The organism is Kitasatospora sp. NPDC029367, assembly GCF_055569135.1.
On sequence record NZ_JBVHYH010000007.1, the window covers coordinates 1 to 17,472 of the forward strand.

13 protein-coding genes and 1 tRNA gene are annotated in these 17,472 nt (G+C 74.1%); 7 read left to right on the top strand and 7 right to left on the bottom strand.

Going from position 1 to position 17,472, the window contains the following annotated elements; all coding sequences use genetic code 11:
- Positions 1–214 precede the first annotated feature (214 nt).
- Together ACZ4W5_RS06210 and ACZ4W5_RS06215 are read left to right on the top strand one after the other, a co-directional pair.
- On the top strand, positions 215–1,441 hold the full coding sequence (locus ACZ4W5_RS06210; protein WP_360227329.1) for a hypothetical protein: 1,227 nt from the start codon (positions 215–217) through the stop codon (positions 1,439–1,441).
- A 79-nt stretch (positions 1,442–1,520) separates the two neighbouring features.
- A complete protein-coding gene (locus tag ACZ4W5_RS06215; RefSeq protein WP_402484960.1) occupies positions 1,521–2,297 on the top strand; it encodes a MerR family transcriptional regulator in 777 nt (258 codons plus the stop codon).
- A 111-nt stretch (positions 2,298–2,408) separates the two neighbouring features.
- Here ACZ4W5_RS06215 and ACZ4W5_RS06220 read toward each other — a convergent pair whose 3' ends face one another.
- Positions 2,409–3,560 (bottom strand): helix-turn-helix domain-containing protein, encoded by a 1,152-nt coding sequence (locus ACZ4W5_RS06220; protein WP_465653253.1) that lies wholly within the window; start codon positions 3,558–3,560, stop codon positions 2,409–2,411.
- Positions 3,561–3,918: 358 nt separating this feature from the next.
- Between ACZ4W5_RS06220 and ACZ4W5_RS06225 the strand changes: the two genes are divergently transcribed.
- Positions 3,919–4,521, top strand: coding sequence for an RNA polymerase sigma factor (locus ACZ4W5_RS06225; RefSeq protein ID WP_360227320.1), 603 nt, complete (start codon positions 3,919–3,921; stop codon positions 4,519–4,521).
- Entirely contained in the window at positions 4,518–5,957 is a 1,440-nt protein-coding gene (locus ACZ4W5_RS06230; RefSeq protein WP_465653255.1) for a hypothetical protein, read from the top strand. The genes ACZ4W5_RS06225 and ACZ4W5_RS06230 overlap by 4 nt, the downstream gene beginning before the upstream one ends.
- Positions 5,958–6,063: 106 nt before the next feature.
- Here ACZ4W5_RS06230 and ACZ4W5_RS06235 read toward each other — a convergent pair whose 3' ends face one another.
- Positions 6,064–7,563 carry an aminopeptidase P family protein gene (locus ACZ4W5_RS06235; RefSeq protein ID WP_360227314.1) on the bottom strand — a complete coding sequence of 500 codons (1,500 nt, stop codon included), beginning with the start codon at positions 7,561–7,563 and terminating at the stop codon, positions 6,064–6,066.
- Positions 7,564–7,687: 124 nt separating this feature from the next.
- Entirely contained in the window at positions 7,688–9,139 is a 1,452-nt protein-coding gene (locus ACZ4W5_RS06240) for a PP2C family protein-serine/threonine phosphatase (RefSeq protein ID WP_465653258.1), read from the bottom strand.
- 618 nt (positions 9,140–9,757) lie between these two features.
- Here ACZ4W5_RS06240 and ACZ4W5_RS06245 point away from each other — a divergent pair.
- Positions 9,758–10,438 (top strand): bifunctional DNA primase/polymerase, encoded by a 681-nt coding sequence (locus ACZ4W5_RS06245; protein ID WP_465653260.1) that lies wholly within the window; start codon positions 9,758–9,760, stop codon positions 10,436–10,438.
- Positions 10,439–10,655: 217 nt separating this feature from the next.
- Here the strand turns inward: ACZ4W5_RS06245 and ACZ4W5_RS06250 are convergent, their stop codons facing one another.
- From ACZ4W5_RS06250 to ACZ4W5_RS06265, 4 genes are all read right to left on the bottom strand, one after another.
- Positions 10,656–11,639 carry a DUF5926 family protein gene (locus ACZ4W5_RS06250; RefSeq protein WP_465653262.1) on the bottom strand — a complete coding sequence of 328 codons (984 nt, stop codon included), beginning with the start codon at positions 11,637–11,639 and terminating at the stop codon, positions 10,656–10,658.
- 162 nt (positions 11,640–11,801) lie between these two features.
- A complete protein-coding gene (locus tag ACZ4W5_RS06255) occupies positions 11,802–12,389 on the bottom strand; it encodes an ATP-binding protein (protein WP_465653264.1) in 588 nt (195 codons plus the stop codon).
- Positions 12,390–12,630: 241 nt separating this feature from the next.
- Entirely contained in the window at positions 12,631–13,455 is an 825-nt protein-coding gene (locus tag ACZ4W5_RS06260; RefSeq protein ID WP_360227301.1) for a glycerophosphodiester phosphodiesterase family protein, read from the bottom strand.
- Between the two features lie 79 nt (positions 13,456–13,534).
- Entirely contained in the window at positions 13,535–14,947 is a 1,413-nt protein-coding gene (locus tag ACZ4W5_RS06265; protein WP_465653267.1) for a purine-cytosine permease family protein, read from the bottom strand.
- A gap of 349 nt (positions 14,948–15,296) precedes the next feature.
- Here ACZ4W5_RS06265 and ACZ4W5_RS06270 point away from each other — a divergent pair, with 349 nt between their 5' ends.
- Together ACZ4W5_RS06270 and ACZ4W5_RS06275 are read left to right on the top strand one after the other, a co-directional pair.
- Complete coding sequence (locus ACZ4W5_RS06270) at positions 15,297–17,228, top strand: S1C family serine protease (RefSeq protein ID WP_465653269.1); 1,932 nt, start codon at positions 15,297–15,299, stop codon at positions 17,226–17,228.
- Between the two features lie 63 nt (positions 17,229–17,291).
- Positions 17,292–17,379: transfer RNA gene (locus ACZ4W5_RS06275), tRNA-Ser, on the top strand.
- Positions 17,380–17,472 lie beyond the last annotated feature (93 nt).

The following is a 17,472-nucleotide window of genomic DNA, read 5'->3' on the forward strand; positions in this document are numbered from 1 at the left end:
CTGGCCTGCTCTCTCCCCCTGATCCCCCCCCCCCCCCCCCCCTCACCCCCCCCCCCCCCCCCCCCCCCCCCCCCCCCACCCCCCCCCCCCCCCCCCCCCCCCCCCGCGGCGCCGCCGCTCCCCAGCGGGCGGCGGCGCCGGGCGGAACGGGCTGTTCTCCTCCGTCACATAGGATGTCCGGCCGGAGGGGGCGGAACGGCGGGGAGAGGTACAGGTGCGGGGAGATCGCACGGCACGGGCCACCACCGACTACGAAGCCACGACCGGTCGGATCGCGGGTCTACCGCTCCGCCGGCACCACGTGCTGCTGACGGCGTGGACGGTGCTCTGGTTCTTCCTGGTGGAGCCCAGCGGCGGCTTCTCCTGGCACTACCTGCGCCAGGGCGAACAACTGCTGTTCAGCAGCCAGCCCGACGGCGGCCTCTCGCTCTACGCCCACCACCCCGAGCTGCAGATCGGCCCGGTCAGCCTGGCCGCCGCCCGGCTCACCGCCCCGTTCTCGCCGCACGCCGGCCAGCTGATCGCCGAGGCGGCGAGCGCCGGGCTCGGCCTGGTGATGCTGGTGCTGGTCGGCCGCACCGCCGCCCTGTACTACCTCGGCACCGGTACCAACCACCGCCGGCTCCAGCAGCGGCTGCTGATCGCCGGGCTGGCGTTCATCCCGATGTGGGTCGAGGTCTCGGTCCGCTTCGCGCACCTGGACGACGTCCTCGCGCTGTTCTTCACCACCCTCGCCGCGCACGCCCTGGCCCGCGGCAAGTCCGTCCAGACCGGGGTCTTCCTGGCCCTGGCGGTCGATTCCAAACCCTGGGCGATCGCCTTCGCCCCGCTGATCCTGGCCCTGCCCCGGCCCGCCTGGCTGCGCACCGCGCTCTGGTTCTGCCTGCTGGTCGCGATCGCCTGGCTGCCGTTCTACCTGGGCAACCTGGACACCCTGGCGGCGGCCAAGTTCACCATCCCGAACCAGCCCGCCTCCGCGCTGCGCTGGTTCGGGGTCACCGACCCGGCCACCCCCTGGTGGGACCGCCCGACCCAGTTCGCGCTCGGCATCGGCCTCGGCTGCGTGGCCGTCTGGCGGGGGCGCTGGCCGGCCGTGGTGCTGCTCGGGGCGGACGCCCGGATCCTGCTCGACCCGAGCGTCTACACGTACTACACGGCCTCGATCCTGCTCGGCACCCTGCTCTGGGACGCGGTCGGGCAGAAGCGACTGGTCCCGTGGTGGAGCTGGATCGCGCTGGCCGCGCTGTACGGCGGCACACTGTTCCTGCCGTCCGACGCGGCCCGCGGCTTCGTCCGGCTCGCCTTCGTGGTGGTCTCCGCCGCGTACGTGCTGTTCTGGCCCACCCAGCAGTCCCGCCGGCCCCGGCCGCCGGCGCAGGACGGCGGGGAGGGCCGTCGGCGCGCCGCCCGGCGGCGCGAGCGGGAGCTGGTCGACGCCTGAGGCCTCCCGGGAAACACGGCTTGACCCTCACGCGACGTGAGAGCGGAGGGTGGTGGTCACCACCAGGGAGGAGCTCCGGATGAACGGGGACGCGGGTTACCCGGTCGGCGCCGTGGCGAAGATCGCCAAGGTGACCGTCCGCACCCTGCACCACTACGACGAGATCGGACTGCTGTCCCCCGCGGGACGCACCCGGGCCGGCTACCGCCGGTACGTGGACGCCGACCTCGACCGGTTGCAGCAGATCCTGTTCTACCGCGAGCTCGGATTTGCCCTGGAGGAGATCGCGGCGATCCTGGACGACGACTCGGTCAGCCCGACCGAGCACCTCCGGCGTCAGCACCGACTGCTGACCGACCGGATCAGTCACCTCCAGGAACTCGCCTCAGCCGTCGAACACGCCATGGAGGCACGCAGGATGGGCATTCAGCTGACCCCGGAGGAGAAGTTCGAGATCTTCGGCGAGGGCTACCAGGAGGAGTGGGAGCAGGAGGCCGAGCAGCGCTGGGGGAACACCGAGGCCTGGGCCGAGTCCCAGCGCCGCACCGGCGGCTACACCAAGGCCGACTGGCAGCGGATCCAGGAGGAGACGAGCGGGCTCAACGCCCGCCTGGCCGCGGCCGTCACCGCCGGCGAGCCCGCCGACGGCACCGCGGCCATGGACCTCGCCGAGGAGCACCGGCAGCACATCTGCCGGAACTTCTACGACTGCACGTTCACCATCCACCGCGGCCTCGCCTGCCTGTACGTCGAGGACCAGCGCTGGACCACCACCTACGAGGAGCTGGCCCCCGGCCTGGCGCGGTGGCTGCACGACGCCATCGTCGCCAACGCCGACCGGCACGAGAAGGCGTAGCGGTACGGGGGGCGCGCAGCGGCGCGGGGGTTCGCTGCGCGCCCCGCGGCGCGACCCCGTCGGGCGCCCCCGCCAGGCGACCCCGTCGGGCGACCGCGCCAGGCGTCCCCGCTAGGCGACCCCGCGCCCGAAGGAGCGCCGGTAGGCGGTCGGTGAGGTGCGCATCACCCGGCCGAAGTGGTGGCGGAAGGTCGCGGCGCTCTCGAAGCCGACCGCCGCGGCGACCTCCTCCACCGTGCCCTCCGGCGACTCCAGCAGCGTCAGACTGGCCGCGATGCGCTGGGTGACGACCCAGCGCATCGGGCTGGTGCCGTTGCGGGCGGTGAAGTGCCGCAGGTACGAGCGGTCCGACATCCGGGCGGCCCGGGCCAGCACCGAGACGGTGAGCGGCTCGGCCAGGTGGTCCAGCGCCCACTGCATGCTGCGGGCGATCCCGTCCTCGTCCTCCTCGACCGGACGGACCGCGGCCTCGATGAACTGTGCCTGCCCGCCGTCCCGGTGCGGCGCCACCACGAAGCGGCGGGCCACGTTGTTGGCCACCTTGGCGCCGTGGTCCCGACGCACCAGGTGCAGGCACAGGTCGATCCCGGCGGCGCTGCCCGCGCTGGTCAACACGTCGCCGTGGTCGACGTACAGCACGTCAGGGTTGACCCGCACCCGCGGGTACCGCTGCTGGAGCAGGTCGGCGTACCGCCAGTGGGTGGTCGCCTCCTTGTCGTCCAGCAGTCCGGCGGCGGCCAGCGCGAAGGCGCCCGAGCAGATCGAGACGATCCGGGCGCCGCGTTCGTGTGCCGTCCGCAGCGCCTCGACCAGGCCGGGGGAGACCTCGCCGCCGAAGGCGTTGCGTACGCCGGGGACGATGACGGTGTCGGCCGCGGCGAGTTCGTCCAGGCCGTGCCGGGCGGTCAGCGCGAAGCCGCCCACCGCGTCCAGGGGCGTACCCGGCCGGTCCGCGCACACCTTGAGTCCGTACCAGGGCGCGGCCAGCAGCCCGCCCAGCTCGGGCCGGGCCAGCCCGAACACCTCCACCACCACGCCGAGTTCGAACGGTGCCATGCCATCGAAGGCGTACACCGCGAGGTCGTGCACGGGCTCCGGGCGGCGGCCGATGGCGACGGCCACCGGCCGCGGCCGGGCGGGCCGGTCCGCGGCGAACTCCTCGGCGACATCCGCGACGACATCCTCGGCAACCTGCTGGGCGACCTGCTCGGCGACCTGTCCGGCGACCTGTCCGGCGACCTGTCCGGCGATCTGCTCGGCCATGCGAACCCCCTGCTCACGGGTGGCGGAACTGCCGGTGAGTGTAGTCGTCGCGGCCCTCCGGGAACTTCCCGCGAATCCCCCTGCAACCTCCACCCGTGCCACACGTCCATCAATACGGGGGCGGAGGGATCCGGGTGGAACACGGCTGCGAGGATCTCCCCGATCACGATCTTCATCAGGTGCCTGACGGTCGGGCGAGCACGCCGCCACACCGTCCTGGGGGAAAGCAGAACCGCACATGTCCATGGCCATCGGCCCGTCCGCCGCGCTGCGGTGGGGGCGCGGCTTCTCCGTCCGTGGAACCCGCGGAGCCCGTGGAGTCCGCGGAGTCCGGGGAGTCCGCGGAGCGGTCGTCGCGTTGTTCGGTGCGCAGGAGGCCGGCGCGCCGACCTCCACGCCCGCCGCGGAGCAGATGCCGGCGCAGCGCCGCGCCGGCTTCCGGCTGGTGCGCGGCGGACGCGGGCCCGCGGCGGACCGGCCCACGCTGACCGACCTGTACCACGCCCACCGGCTGGGCCTGGTCCGGATGGCGGTCCTGCTGGTCGACCACCAGGACCTGGCCGAGGACGTCGTGCAGGAGGCCTTCACCCAGCTCTACCAGCGGCACGGCGAGCACCTGGACGACCTCGACAACGCGCTCGGATACCTGCGGACCTCGGTGGTCAACGGCGCCCGCTCGATGCTGCGCCGCCGCAGGACCGCCCGGGAGTACGTGCCCCCGCACGAGGCCGACGCCCCCTCCGCCGAGGACCACGCGGTGCTCAACGACGAGCACCGACGGGTGCTCGTCGCCCTGCAGGAGTTGACCCCCCGCCAGCGTGAGGTGCTGGTGCTGCGCTACTGGTCCGACATGTCGGAGGCCCAGATAGCCGAGACCCTGGGGCTCTCCCGGGGCGCCGTGAAGTCCACTGCCAGCCGGGGCCTGGACGCCCTGGAGAAGCACCTGGAGAAGGTTCGATGACCGACAAGTTCTCCCGCCCGAGCGGCGGTGACGACGGCGGGCCGGCCGAGACCGCTACCGAACGGCTGCTCCGCGAGGCGATGGGCGCCCGTGCGTCCCTGATCACCGTCCACGACCTGCGCCCGGCCGCACCTCCGCGGGGCCGGGTCCGCAGGCTCCGCCCGGTGTACCTGACCGCCGTGCCGATCCTCGCCCTGGCCGCCTCCCTGGGGATCGGCCTGCTCGCCTTCCACGGCGACCCGGTCGCCAAGCAGGACGTCCCCCCGCCCCCGGCCGCGAGCATCACCACGCCCCCGACCCCCAAGCCGGACGCGACCCCCACCCCGGACGCGTCGCCCACCCCCGACGGGACCGCCACCACGACCGGCGGTCCCGCCACGGACCGGCCGCTCGCCGACGCCGTCCCGTCGTCCTCCGGCTCGGGCGTGCCGACCGGGCCGGGTACGCCGTACACCTTCCGCGGCGTCAGGTTGAAGGTGCCGGCCGGCTGGAAGGCGGTGCCGCTCTCGGACCGGGCGCTCTGCCTGCTGAGCCCGGGCGCGCCGACCGATCCGCAACGGAACTGGTCGTCGGCCGTGTGCGCGCCGTACGGCGTCCAGGTCACGGTCTACAGCTCGGCGGGCGAACTCGAGGGCGGTGCCTGGCCGACGACCGCCGACCTGGACGCCCCGGCCGGCTGGGCGCACCAGGGCAGTTGCCCGGTCTGGGGCAACCCGCACCCGCCGGCGGCGGGGGAGATGAACAGCTCCGGTCCGACGAAGAGCACGGTCACCGTTGCGGGGAGTCCCGCGCTCAGGTCGCAGTGGCAGGTCACCTGCGGCAGCGACTCCTTCACGACCCAGCTGTGGGCCCTGCCCAAGGACCAGGTCTTCGTCTCGGCGCAGGGGCTCAAGTCCGACTACCAGCCCGGGCTGGCGTCCATCGTCAACAGCCTGGACCCGAGCGGCCACCAGGCCCCGGTGGCGGCGGGGCCCGGCCCGAACGACCTCGCGGTCAGCATCGACGGGCTCGGCTCCGGCCAGCAGTTGCGGATCGGCAGCGCGGTCGCCACCTTCTCGGTGACCTTCCGGAACACCGGGCAGGGCACCTACGACCAGGTCCAGCCGCTGGTCTTCACGGACCGCTACGGGGGCACGCCGACCACGGCCGGCCAGCTGCTGCCCAACGACGGCAAGCTGGAGGTGCAGACGGACGGCGGCTGGTCGGCCCGGGCGATGTCCCGGGGGAGCGACATGTCCTACGCGGTGGCGCAGGACCAGGACGTCTTCTCGCTGGGCCCTGGGCAGAGCAAGCGGCTGACCTACCGGCTGACGATCGGGCCCAAGGACGGCACCGGGGACATGCCGCTGAGGGCGCAGGCCCTGCTGCCGTACCGCGGCAGCGGCGACCAGACCGTGCTCGGACACCAGGACATCGCGCTCAGGATCGTCCAGTAGCGGTAGCAGTAGCAGGAGCACGGAGGGCCCGGCCTCCCCGTGGCGGGGAGACCGGGCCCTCCGGTGTGCGCGTGCCCGTGCCCGTGCTCGGGCCCGGGGCTCAGGCTCAGGCCAGCGAGGCCATCCAGGCCTCGACCTCGTCGCTGCGGCGCGGCAGCCCGGCCGAGAGGTTCTCGTTGCCCTCGGCGGTGACCAGGATGTCGTCCTCGATCCGGACGCCGATGCCGCGGTACTCCTCGGGCACGGTCAGGTCGTCCTGCTGGAAGTACAGGCCGGGCTCGACGGTGAGCACCATGCCGGGCACCAGCAGGGCGTCGACGTGCTCCTCGCGGCGCGAGTGGGCGCAGTCGTGGACGTCCAGACCGAGCATGTGGCCGGTGCCGTGCAGGGTCCAGCGGCGCTGCAGGCCGAGCTCCAGGACCTTCTCGACGTCGTACACCGAGGCGTCCAGCAGGCCCCAGGCGAGCAGTCGCTCGGCGAGGACGCGCTGCGAGGCCTCGTGGAAGTCGCGGAAGCGGGCGCCCGGCCTGACCGCGGCGATGCCGGCCTCCTGGGCGTCGTACACCGCGTCGTAGATCTTCCGCTGCAGCTCGGTGAAGGAGCCGTTGATCGGCAGGGTGCGGGTGACGTCGGCGGTGTAGAGGGTGTGGGTCTCCACGCCGGCGTCCAGCAGCAGCAGCTCGCCGGGGCGGACGTCACCGTCGTTGCGGACCCAGTGCAGGGTGGTGGCGTGCGGGCCGGCCGCGGCGATGGTGCCGTAGCCGACGTCGTTGCCCTCGACCCGGGCGCGGCGCCAGAAGGTGCCCTCGATCCAGCGCTCGGAGGTGGCGACGGCCTGCCCGAGCTCGCGGACCACGTCGGTGAAGCCGTTGACGGTGGCGTCGCAGGCGGCGCGCAGCTCGCCGATCTCCCACTCGTCCTTGACCAGCCGCAGGCCGCTCAGGAACTCCTTGAACTCGGCGTCCTTGTCGGCGTCCAGCACCTCGGCGAGCGCGGCCTCCAGGCCGGCGTCGTAGCCGCGGACGATCCGGGTCGGCACGGTGGAGTCCTTGGCGCGCTCGGCCAGCTCCTCGGCGGCCTTGCGGACGTCGCGGGCGGGCAGGCCGAGCAGCTGCTCCTGCTCGGCCAGGCTGTGCCGGCGGCCGACCCACAGCTCGCCGTAGCCGTCCAGCCAGAACTCGCCGTTCTCGCGGTCCGAGCGGGGCAGCAGGTAGAGGGTGAACTCGTGGCCGGTGTCGCCGGTCGGCTCGCCGACCAGCACCGCGTCCTCGGTCCGGTCGCCGGTGAGGTGCACGTACTCGCTGGCGGCGCGGAAGTTGTAGTCGGTGTCGTTGGAGCGCACCCGCAGGTTGCCGGCCGGGACGACCAGGCGGACGCCCGGGTGGGCGGCGGACAGCGCGGCGCGGCGCGCGGCGGCGTACGGGGCCTGGGCGACCGGGGTGAGGCCGTGCAGCTCGGTGTCGGCCCAGCCGGTCCTCATCGAGGCGGACAGCTCGTCCGAGATCTCGCCGTAGAGGCCGTTCTTGCGGCCCTTGAACTGCGGCGGCTCCTCGCCGCCCTCGGCCTCGGGGTTCTCGGCCACTGCGGGGGTCCGGTCCTCGGTCACGTGCAACGCCTCCTTGGGGGTGGTACCGCCGCCCTCGGGGGAGGTGTCGGGTCGCGACACGCGCGGGCGGCCGTGCGTCCATGGTACGGACGCCCGGCCGCTCGCCGGTCCGGGGTTCGTACGCCTACTCGAAGCGCGCGGCCAACAGCATCAGGTCGTCGGTGGCCGTGGCGGCGTCCGGGGCCGGGCAGACGGCCAGCAGGTGGGCGCAGAGCCGGTCCGGGTCGATCCGCACGTCGCGCGGGGCGTCGGCGGCGGCCCGGCGCAGGTTGGCCTGTCCGGCGTGCAGGGTCGGGCCGCAGCGGCGGGCCAGGCCCTCGGTGTAGAGCAGCAGGGTGTCGCCGCGCCCGGCGGTGAACTCGACCCCGGGGGCCTCCCAGCAGGCCAGCATGCCGAGCGGGGCGGAGAGCGAGGTCTCCACGAACTCGGCGCCGTGCCGGCCGACCAGGACGGGCGGGCAGTGCCCGGCCCCGGCCAGGGTGATCCGGCGCTCCTCGGGTTCGATCCAGGCGTAGACGGCGGTGGCGGTGCGGGTCGGCTCGGTGGTCTTGAGCAGCAGTTCCAGGTCGCCGAGGACGGAGACCGGGTCCTCGCCCTCCAGCACCGCGTACGCCCGCAGCGCGGCCCGGATCCGGCCCATCGCGGCGGCCGCGCCGGGGGCGGAGCCGGGGCCCGCGCCGGGGCCGTCGCCGGAGACCGAGCCGACGGTGAGGCCGACGGTGCCGTCCGGCAGCGGGATGGCGTCGTACCAGTCGCTGCCGCTGGAGCGGTCCAGGCCGGCCGGGGCGATCCGGGCGGCCAGCCGCAGCCCGGGGGTCTGCGGGAGGTGGTCCGGCAGCAGGCCGCGGCGCAGCGCCTCGGTGGTGCGCAGGGTGCGGTCCGCCTCCAGCTGCTTGGCGAGCAGCGGGGCGGCGATCTCGCAGTAGTGGCGGGCGAGTTCGCGCTGGCAGTCGGTGGGCTGGGCGGGTCGGTCGTAGAACCAGACGGCGGCGGCGAGCGGGCCGTCCTCGGCGGTGGCGAGCGGGAGGCCGTAGGCGCCGCCGAGGCCGAGGTGGACGGCGAGTTCGCGCAGCCGGGCGCCGACGGCCGGGTCGTCGGCGAGGTCGGCGGAGTGCAGCTGTTCGGGCCGGTCGTGCTCGCTCAGCAGCCGGGCGAGCAGGCTCTGTTCGGTCGGGACGGTCTCCAGGGCGCCGAGGCTGGCCCGGTCCAGGCCGAGGCCGACGGGCTGGCCGGTGCCGCCACCCGGCAGCAGGGTGACCAGGACGCCGCGGCCGGCGCCGAGCAGCGCGGCGCCGGAGGCGAGCACGGCGTCCAGGGTGGCGGTGGTGCCGCGGGCGCGGGCGAGCCGCTCGGTGTGCTCGTACAGGCTGGTGATTTCGGACAGGCGTCCGGCCAAACGGTCCTGCACGGTGGTGGACGGTGCCGTGGGGCCGTCGGTGCCGCCGTCCGGCGCGTCGGCGGGGCCGGGCAGGTCCGGCGGCGGGTCGAGGACGGTGAGCCCGCCCGCACAGCCGGTCTCACCCGGCTCTGCGGGCGGGGTCGACGGCTGGGCGGCCGACGCGTGGGACTTGGTCATGCCGCCACTCCTGACGCGGTGCTACGTGCCATGCGAAACCCCCAGGTACGGCCGATGTGGAGCGAGCACGGCCAAAGGACGCGTTTCGCCTCGATTCGCTACTACTCGTCATTGATCGACAGCAATGCCACCACTTCTACACAGGCCATTCGGGGCATGTCCAGATCCAGGACGACGCGGTGGCCGGTTCCACGTCCGCGCGACCCGGCCGGAGGGCGCGCACCGGGCGCGGCGCGCCGGTCGGAGCCGGAGGCATGGAGCGAGCCGGGAGCGGGCAGAACGGAGGGGACGGACCGGGTGGCCGTCCGGATCGTATGTCCGCGCCGCCCGCGATCCGGGCTGGCCGGAAGTCTCTCACTCGTACGGTGGAACCAAGCGCGCCCGGGCGGCGTCCATCCGGTCGCATACGGGATTCTCGTTCCAGGGGCTGTTCCAGTGCGCGGCCCTTCTCATGTCGTGCTCCACACCGTGCTCCACGTCGTAGCCGCGCCGTCCGCCGTGCCGCCCGCCCCGCTCCGCGCCTTTCCGGGGCCGTGCCGCCGCGGGCCCGTGCGGCGGGTCCCGACGGATGTCGGTGGGGCGGAGCGAACCGAGCGGTCAGGGAAAGGAACGAGCGCCATGCGTGAGAACCGGAAGAGCCCGAGGAGCCGGTCGCAGGAGCCCCGGGAGCGGCAGGAGCCGCAGGAGTCGCAGGAGTCGTCCGCCCGGCTGGCCGCGGCGCTCACGGCCGCCCTCGAACACCGCTGGCCGGTGGTGCCCGGCACCGTGCTGTGCGGCGGCCGCTGTTCCTGCGGGGAGCCGGACTGCCCGGCGCCCGGCGCCCATCCGCACGACCCGTCCCTGCTGGCCGCCACCACGGATCCCCGGATGGTGCGCTGGTGGTGGGAGCGGCAGAACCCGGACGCGCCGGTGCTGGCCGCCACCGGCTCCGCGGTCTCGGCGGTCAGCCTGCCCGCGGCGGCCGGTGCCAGGGCGCTGGTCTACCTGGGCGCGCTGCGGCTGCCGCTCGGCCCGGTGCTCGCGATGCCGGGCCGCTACGCCCTGCTGGTGGCCCCGTACTCGCTCGACGCCCTGGGTGAGATGCTCGCCCAACTCCCTCTGGTGCCCGGCTCGTTGCGCTACCACGGGCCGGGCGGCTTCCTGCCGCTGCCGCCCGGCGGCGGGGCCGGGAGGGTGCGCTGGGTGCTGGCGCCGCGGCCGGCCGCGGACGGCGGGGTCCGGTTGCCGCAGGTCGGGCCGCTGCTGGGGGAGTTGGTGGAGGCGACGGTCCGGCTGGACAGCGGGCGCTCGACGTACTGACGGATCGCCGGGTCGGGCCGGACTCCGGGCCCGGTGGTGCGGGGCGTTCCGGAAAACAAAAGATCCGGCCGCTGGCGACGGGGGATGCACCAGCGGCCGGACTCTTTAGACAGTAACAAGGATCCGCGCCCGCGCCAATTTCCAAGACGCCCTCCAGGCCCGGAAATTGCGGCTTCCCGGCGACAATGTGACGCGTATCACTCGGATCCTGCGCCCTTTAGTTCAAGGTGACCTGACGGTTCACCAGGTTTGCCCGGGCGCGCCGCTCCTCGGCGGTCAGCGGAGTCGGGTCGGCGAGGACGGCGGCGAGCCGCTCGCCGAACTCGGCGGCCGGCTTCTCGCAGTCGGCGGCGGTCATGGCGAGCGGGAGGTCCCACACCGGGACGGTCAGGCCGTGCGCGCGGAACGAGCCCACCAGGCGGGTGTCCGCGCCGAGCGAGGCCTCACCGGCGGCGTTCAGCCGGGCCAGGGCGTCCAGCAGCTGCTCCTCGGGCACGGTCATCACCCAGCGCAGGTGGTTCTTGTCCGGGGTGCCGCACCAGTAGGCGGCGTCGACGCTCGCGAGCTTCTCGGTCGGGATGGCGGAGGCGTTGGCGCGCTCCAGCGAGGCGGCGACCTCGCCGGTGGCGGTCTCGGCGTCCTCCAGCCAGAACTCGAAGCCGGTGTGCACGGTGGGCGTGAACGCGGCGGAGGTGTCCAGCAGGTCCTGGAGGCGACGGCCGCCCGGGACGGTCCGGCGGGCCGGGACGGGGCTGCCCGGCTCGGTGGCCAGGGCCAGCTCCAGGGCGTCCGCGAGGTCGCGGCTGAGGTCGCCCGAGGAGGACTGGGTCTGCAGGCCGAGCAGGATCGAGCCGTCGGGGCGGCGCAGGGCCGGCCAGGCCAGCGGCAGCACCGTCGCCAGGGTCACCGACGGGACGTCGCCGCCGGCGCTCGCGGTCACCCCGGCGGCCAGCGTCAGCGGCGCCGTGGCGGCGGGCACCAGCTCGCGCAGCGCCACCCAGTCGGCCTCGCCCGGCAGGCCCTCGAACGGACGGTGCACCAGCTCCTGCACGGCGTGCGAGGCCTCCCGGCCGTGGCACGCCTTGTAGCGGCGGCCCGAGCCGCAGGGGCAGTCCTCGCGGGCCCCGACCACGGGGATCTCGCCCGTGACGGCGGTGGTGGACTGGCGCTGCGGCGCCTTCTTGGCGGCCTTCTTGCCCATGCTGCGGCTCTCCCGGGGACGGTGGTCCTGTTTCACGGGAAGCCTACTGAGGTTCCCCCGGCGCGCGGGAACGCGCCGGGGCGGGCGCCGTACGCCCGGCTGCCGGTCGGACGGATGCCCGGGCGCCGGTCGGGCGGGGGCCCAGGGTGCCGTTCTGGACGACTACGCGCTGCGGGCGGTGCCGCCCCCGGTGCGCCGGGCGTGCCGGGCGCGGGCGGGCAGTGCCGCCCAGACCGTGACCTCGCCGGGCGCGTCCCGGACGCCCCAGTCGCTGGCCAGTTGGTCGACGATGGCCAGGCCGCGGCCGCCGCGCGAGGTCAGCGAGGGGCTGGCGGGCAGCGGCCGGGTGGCCGCGCCGCCGTCGGTGACCTCCAGGGTGAGCACGCCGTCGGCGTGCATCTGCCAGCGGACCAGCACGCCGCCGTCCGGCTCGGTCGCGCCGTCCTCGGGCTCCCGGCCGCCCGGCGCCGGGTGCGTCCCGGAGGGGACGCCGACCAGCACCTGGTCCACCACCTCGGCCCGGGCACCGCGGCCCAGGGCGGGCAGCGGGCCCAGCGGACGGGCGTATCGACAGGCGTTGCTCAACAGTTCGGAAAGGATCAGAACAGCATCATCGATGACCGGTTCCGGTATCTGCCGGTCACCCAGATCTCGACGCAGTCGGCGCCGTGCGACCCCGACACTCGCTGGGCCGTGCGGCACTGCCATGGTCGATGAAGTCGGCACTTCACGCGCCACCATCAACGCCACCCCCGGACCTCCTTCAGCGTATGCCGAGGGATGGATGCCCCTTGGTAATGCGTCGGAAACGACCGTCGGAGGATCCTGCGGGCCCATTTCGGGCGATGCGACTCAGGGTCGACAAGAGGTCATTCCGTGCTCACCCTCCGTCGCCCGTGCGCAAGAATTCCGGCAATAACGTGCACGGAAGGTTTGACTGCCGACCAGGGCGATCAGGTTCTCCCGGGACGGCCGGGCGCCCGGCCCCGGCTCAGCGGCCGAGCTGGGCCAACACCTCGGCGGGCCTGTTGGTGATGATCGCGGAGACCCCGAGCTCCAGGCAGAGCTCGACGTCGGCCGGCTCGTCCACCGTCCACACGTGCACCTCGTGCCCCAGCTCGCGCAGCCGGGGCACCAGCTGCGGCTTGGCCTTGACCAGTTCGATGCCCGGGCCGGCGATCCGGGCCCCGCCCGGCAGCGGCTGCCCGGGGCGGAGGCGGCCCAGCAGCGGCAGCATCCGTTCGATCAGGAACACCCGCCGGTAGTCGGGCGCGGCGGTGGCCACCCGGTTCAGCGCGATCGAGGAGAAGCTCATGATCCGGGCGGACGGGCGGTCGCCGTCCGGGGCGGTGCCGATCTTGTACCGCTCCAGGGTGCGCAGCAGCTCGGCCTCGACCCGGCCGCGGAACCGCACCGGGTGCTTGGTCTCGATCGCCAGGTCCACCGGGCGGCCGCAGTCCACCACCAGTTCGAGCAGCCGCTCCAGCCGCAGCACGCCGCGCAGCTCGGGGTCGGTGCTGGGCCGGCCGGTCTTCCATGCGCCAAAGTCGTACGCCTCCAGCTCGGCCAGCGTCATCGCGGAGACCGTGCCGCGGCCGTTCGAGACCCGGCCGATCCGGCGGTCGTGCACGCAGACCAGGTGGCCGTCGGCCGTCACCCGCACGTCGCACTCGACGGCGTCCGCGCCCTCGTCGAGCGCGCGCCGGTACGCCGCGAGGGTGTGCTCGGGCAGGGCGTGGGAGGAGCCGCGGTGGGCGATCACCTGGACGGAGGGCGTGGTGCGCGCCGCCGCCGAGGGCAGTTCTGGGCTGGTCACGGCCCCAACGATAGGGGGCGCGGGTGAACCGGGGGCGAAGCCGGTCCCAACCTGTGGGGCCGGCTCCGCCCCCGGTGGGTCAGGCCCGGGCGGTGCGGCGGGTCAGCGGGGTGAGGCCCCAGGTGGCCAGCGCCGGCAGCAGGAAGGCGAACAGCGAGGCCGAGGTCCACTCCTGCGGGGTGAAGTGCAGCGCCTGCTGGGCCGAGGTCCAGAAGTCCACCCACCAGTCGGCCACCGCGGTCGGCGCGATCAGCTGGTAGACGGCGAAGCCCAGCACCCACGGCAGCAGCATCAGCCAGCGGGACGGCGCCCGCTCGGAGAGGTCCCAGCCGTGCCGGCCGGCGCCGAAGAAGTAGTCCACCGCCAGCACCGCCAGCAGCGGCACGAAGACCGAGCCGATCAGGCCGAGGAAGTTGCTGTAGGTGTCGGTGAACCGGTCGATCCGCAGCGCCAGCACGGTGGTCAGCACGCCGATCCCGCCGCTCAGCACCCGGCGGTCCACCCGCGGCAGCAGGTTCTGCAGCGACATCGCGGTCGAGTAGACGTTGGCGAAGGACTGGTCGGTCTCGCGCAGCACCAGCACCAGCAGGAACAGCCAGCCGGCCCAGACGCCGAGGAAGGAGTCGAAGATCCGGCTCGGGTCGCCGTCGGACTGGAGCAGCGCCATGAGCCCCAGCACGTAGCACCAGACCTGGGCGACGGTGTAGCCGGAGAAGCTGCCCCAGAAGGCCGACTTCGGGCTGCGCGAGTGCCGGGTGTAGTCGGCGGCCATCGGGACGAAGGAGATCGACACCGCGATCATCGCGTCGGTGGCGCCCAGGAAGCCGTGCCAGTTGCCCGCGCCCGGGTCCGGCACGCCCTGGCGGCCCAGCTGGACGGTGAAGTACACCATCGCGACCGCGACCGCCCCGGCCACGAAGCGGCGCAGCACCGCGATCGAGCCCAGCGGCCAGATCGTCAGCGCGGTGGTCAGCGCGCCCGCGAGCAGCACGAACAGCCAGCGGTAGTCGCTGGTGTGGGCGACGGTCTGGGCGCCCGCCGCGATGGTCAGCAGCTCGAACACGCCCCAGCCGACGCACTGGACGATGTTCAGCACGGTCGGCAGGTAGGACAGCCGGGTGCCGAACAGGCCGCGCAGGCTGGCCATCGCCGGGGCGCCGGTGCGGGCGCCGATCAGCGCGGCGACGCCGAGCATCGCGGTGCCGACCGCCGTACCGGTCACGATCGCCGTCACCGCGGCGGCCAGCGACAGCTCGCTGCCCTTCTCGCCGAGCACGGTCGCGGCGGTGGAGAAGCCGATCAGGCTGACGCCGAGGTTCATCCAGAGCGCGAAGTGGTCCCGGAAGCGCAGGGTGCGCGGCGGCTCGGTGTCCAGGACCAGCGGCGCCTCGACGCGGTGGTCCAGCAGCGCGGCACCGGCGCCGGCCGGGCCCGGGGGGAAATCCTTGGACGCGGGCGCGCCCGAAGAAGAGGATGGCGAAGCAGGCGGCATGGCCGATACTCCCTACGCCGGCATTACCCGGACAGGTTCCGGCGGTCAGCGCCCCCTCGACGGTCCGCCGGTCACTGGCCTGGCGTACGGTCGACATGCGCACTCTCAGCCTGGTCGGTCCAAGCTCCCGCGTGTCAGTTTGGAGCGACAGGCTAACCGGCACGGAGACGAACGCCAAAGGCCACGGGGTGCGCGGTCCGCATCGCGGGACGCCGGGCGGGGGTGGGGAGCCCCGGCTGTCGGTGGCGGCTAAGGATTCTTATGAGTTATTCAGAGGGGTCCTTACGGCAATCGAATCGTCGGTGCGAAAAACTATGGTCCTTGGTTCTGTCAGCTATGGAGGTCGTCCGTGAGCACCGAGCGCGAGGTTGGGCCCACCGGGCCGCAGGGGGAGCAGCCCGCGGGGGCCCCGGAGGCGGCGGGTGCCGCTTCCGAGGGCACCGCTCAGGGCGGCCACAAGCCGACCATGGCCTTCAGCCGGGTCCCCGAGCCGAAGGACGAGCCGGTGGACGGGTCGGTCGACGGGTCGACCGACGCCGCCCCGGCCGACAGCGGGTACCAGCCGACCATGGCCTTCGGCCGGATCCCGGAGCCGGCCGCCGCGAGCGCGGCGGCCGAGGCCGCCCCGGAGGCCCCGGCCCAGCCCGTCCCGGCCGAGGGCGGGCACAAGCCCACCGTCGCCTTCACCAAGGTGCCCGCGCCGGAGGCCCCGGCCGCGCCGGCCGCGGCCGCCGTCGAGGAGCCGGCCGTCGACCCGGTCACCGGCTACCTCGACGCCCCGCCGCCGGTCCTGCCGCCCGCGCCGCCCGCCGCACCCGCACCCGCCGCGGCCCCGGTCGCCGCCGCCCCGGCCGCGCCCGCCCTGCCGCCGGGCACCCCGGGCACCAACCCGTACGCGACCCCGACCCACGGCGTTCCGGCCGCCGGCGCCCAGGATCCGTACGGCGTTCCGGCCGCCAACGCCCAGGAGCCGTACGGCGCTCCGGCCGCCGGTGTGCCCGTCGCGCCCGGTGCGCCCGGTCACCACCCCTTCGGTGCCGGCCAGCCGCTCGGCGGCTGGGGCGCCGGCCACGACGCCGGTGCCGGCCACCCCGGCGGCCCCGGCGGTCCGCTCGGCTACCCCGCCGAGTACCCCGGCGGCCCGGGCGGCCACGGCCCGCGCAAGAAGCGCGGCGGCCTGGTGGCCCTGCTCGCGGCCGTCGCGCTGGTCGCCGGCATCGCGGGCGGCGCGGTCGGTGTGGTCGCCAGCGACCACAACAGCGGCAGCAGCTCGGCGGACGACCACCGCAGCACCACCGTCCAGGCCAGCAACACCCAGAAGAACGAGCCGGCCCCCGGGTCGATCGCCGCCATCGCCCAGAAGGCGCTGCCCAGCGTCGTCACCATCAAGGCGCAGAACAGCACCGAGTCGGGCACCGGCACCGGCTTCGTCTTCGACACCGAGGGCCACATCCTCACCAACAACCACGTGGTCGCGCCGACCCTCAACGGCGGCAAACTGACCGTCAAGTTCGCCGACGGCACCTCCTACAGCGCCTCGGTGCTGGGCCACGCCGAGGGCTACGACGTCGCCGTGGTCAAGATCGACAACCCGCCGAAGAGCAGGCTGTCGCCGCTGCCGCTGGCCGACTCCGACAAGGTCAACGTCGGTGACGCCACCGTCGCGATCGGTGCGCCGTACGGCCTGGAGTCCACCGTCACCAGCGGCATCGTCAGCGCCAAGGACCGCCCGGTCGCCTCCGGCGACGAGACCGGCTCGCAGGCCTCGTACATGAACGCCCTGCAGACCGACGCCTCGATCAACCCCGGCAACTCCGGCGGCCCGCTGCTGGACTCCAGCGGCGCGGTGATCGGCATCAACTCGGCGATCCAGTCCAACGCCTCCGCCAACGGCCGGGCCGGCAGCATCGGCCTGGGCTTCGCCATCCCGATCAACCAGGCCAAGTGGGTCGCGGACACCCTGATCAAGACCGGCAAGCCGGTCTACGCCAAGCTCGACGTGCTGCGCAACGACGACTACAAGGGCGACGGCGCGCAGATCCAGACCAAGGACATCCAGGGCCAGCCCGCCGTCACCCCCGGCGGCGCGGCGGACAAGGCCGGCCTCAAGCCGGGCGACGTGATCACCAAGCTCGGCGGCGTGCCGATCGAGAACGGCCCCGCCCTGGTCAGCCGGATCTGGACGCACAAGCCGGGCGAGACCGTCGACGTCGAGTACACCCGCAACGGCCAGACCATGACCACCAAGGTCACGCTCGGCCAGCGGGACGGCGATCAGTGACCCCGGGGCACGCGGAATCGTGTGCACCGAACGCCGCCGGACCCGTTAGGCTGACCTCCGCCTGGAGAGCTGCCCGAGCGGCCTAAGGGAACAGTCTTGAAAACTGTCGTGGCGTGACCCGTCACCGTGGGTTCGAATCCCACGCTCTCCGCTGGTAGGAGAACCACCTGCTCAGGGCGGGTGCCGAGATCGTTCGGCACCCGCCCTCGGTGTTTTCCGGGGCGTGACGGCGGTGGGCCGGCGG

Coding starts and splice junctions, on each gene's coding strand:
- ACZ4W5_RS06220 (WP_465653253.1), bottom strand. CDS start 3,560: ATGGCCGAGCAGATCGCCGGACAGGTCGCCGGACAGGTCGCCGGACAG.
- ACZ4W5_RS06245 (WP_465653260.1), top strand. CDS start 9,758: ATGCGTGAGAACCGGAAGAGCCCGAGGAGCCGGTCGCAGGAGCCCCGG.
- ACZ4W5_RS06265 (WP_465653267.1), bottom strand. CDS start 14,947: ATGCCGCCTGCTTCGCCATCCTCTTCTTCGGGCGCGCCCGCGTCCAAG.
- ACZ4W5_RS06250 (WP_465653262.1), bottom strand. CDS start 11,639: ATGGGCAAGAAGGCCGCCAAGAAGGCGCCGCAGCGCCAGTCCACCACC.
- ACZ4W5_RS06215 (WP_402484960.1), top strand. CDS start 1,521: ATGAACGGGGACGCGGGTTACCCGGTCGGCGCCGTGGCGAAGATCGCC.
- ACZ4W5_RS06240 (WP_465653258.1), bottom strand. CDS start 9,139: ATGACCAAGTCCCACGCGTCGGCCGCCCAGCCGTCGACCCCGCCCGCA.
- ACZ4W5_RS06230 (WP_465653255.1), top strand. CDS start 4,518: ATGACCGACAAGTTCTCCCGCCCGAGCGGCGGTGACGACGGCGGGCCG.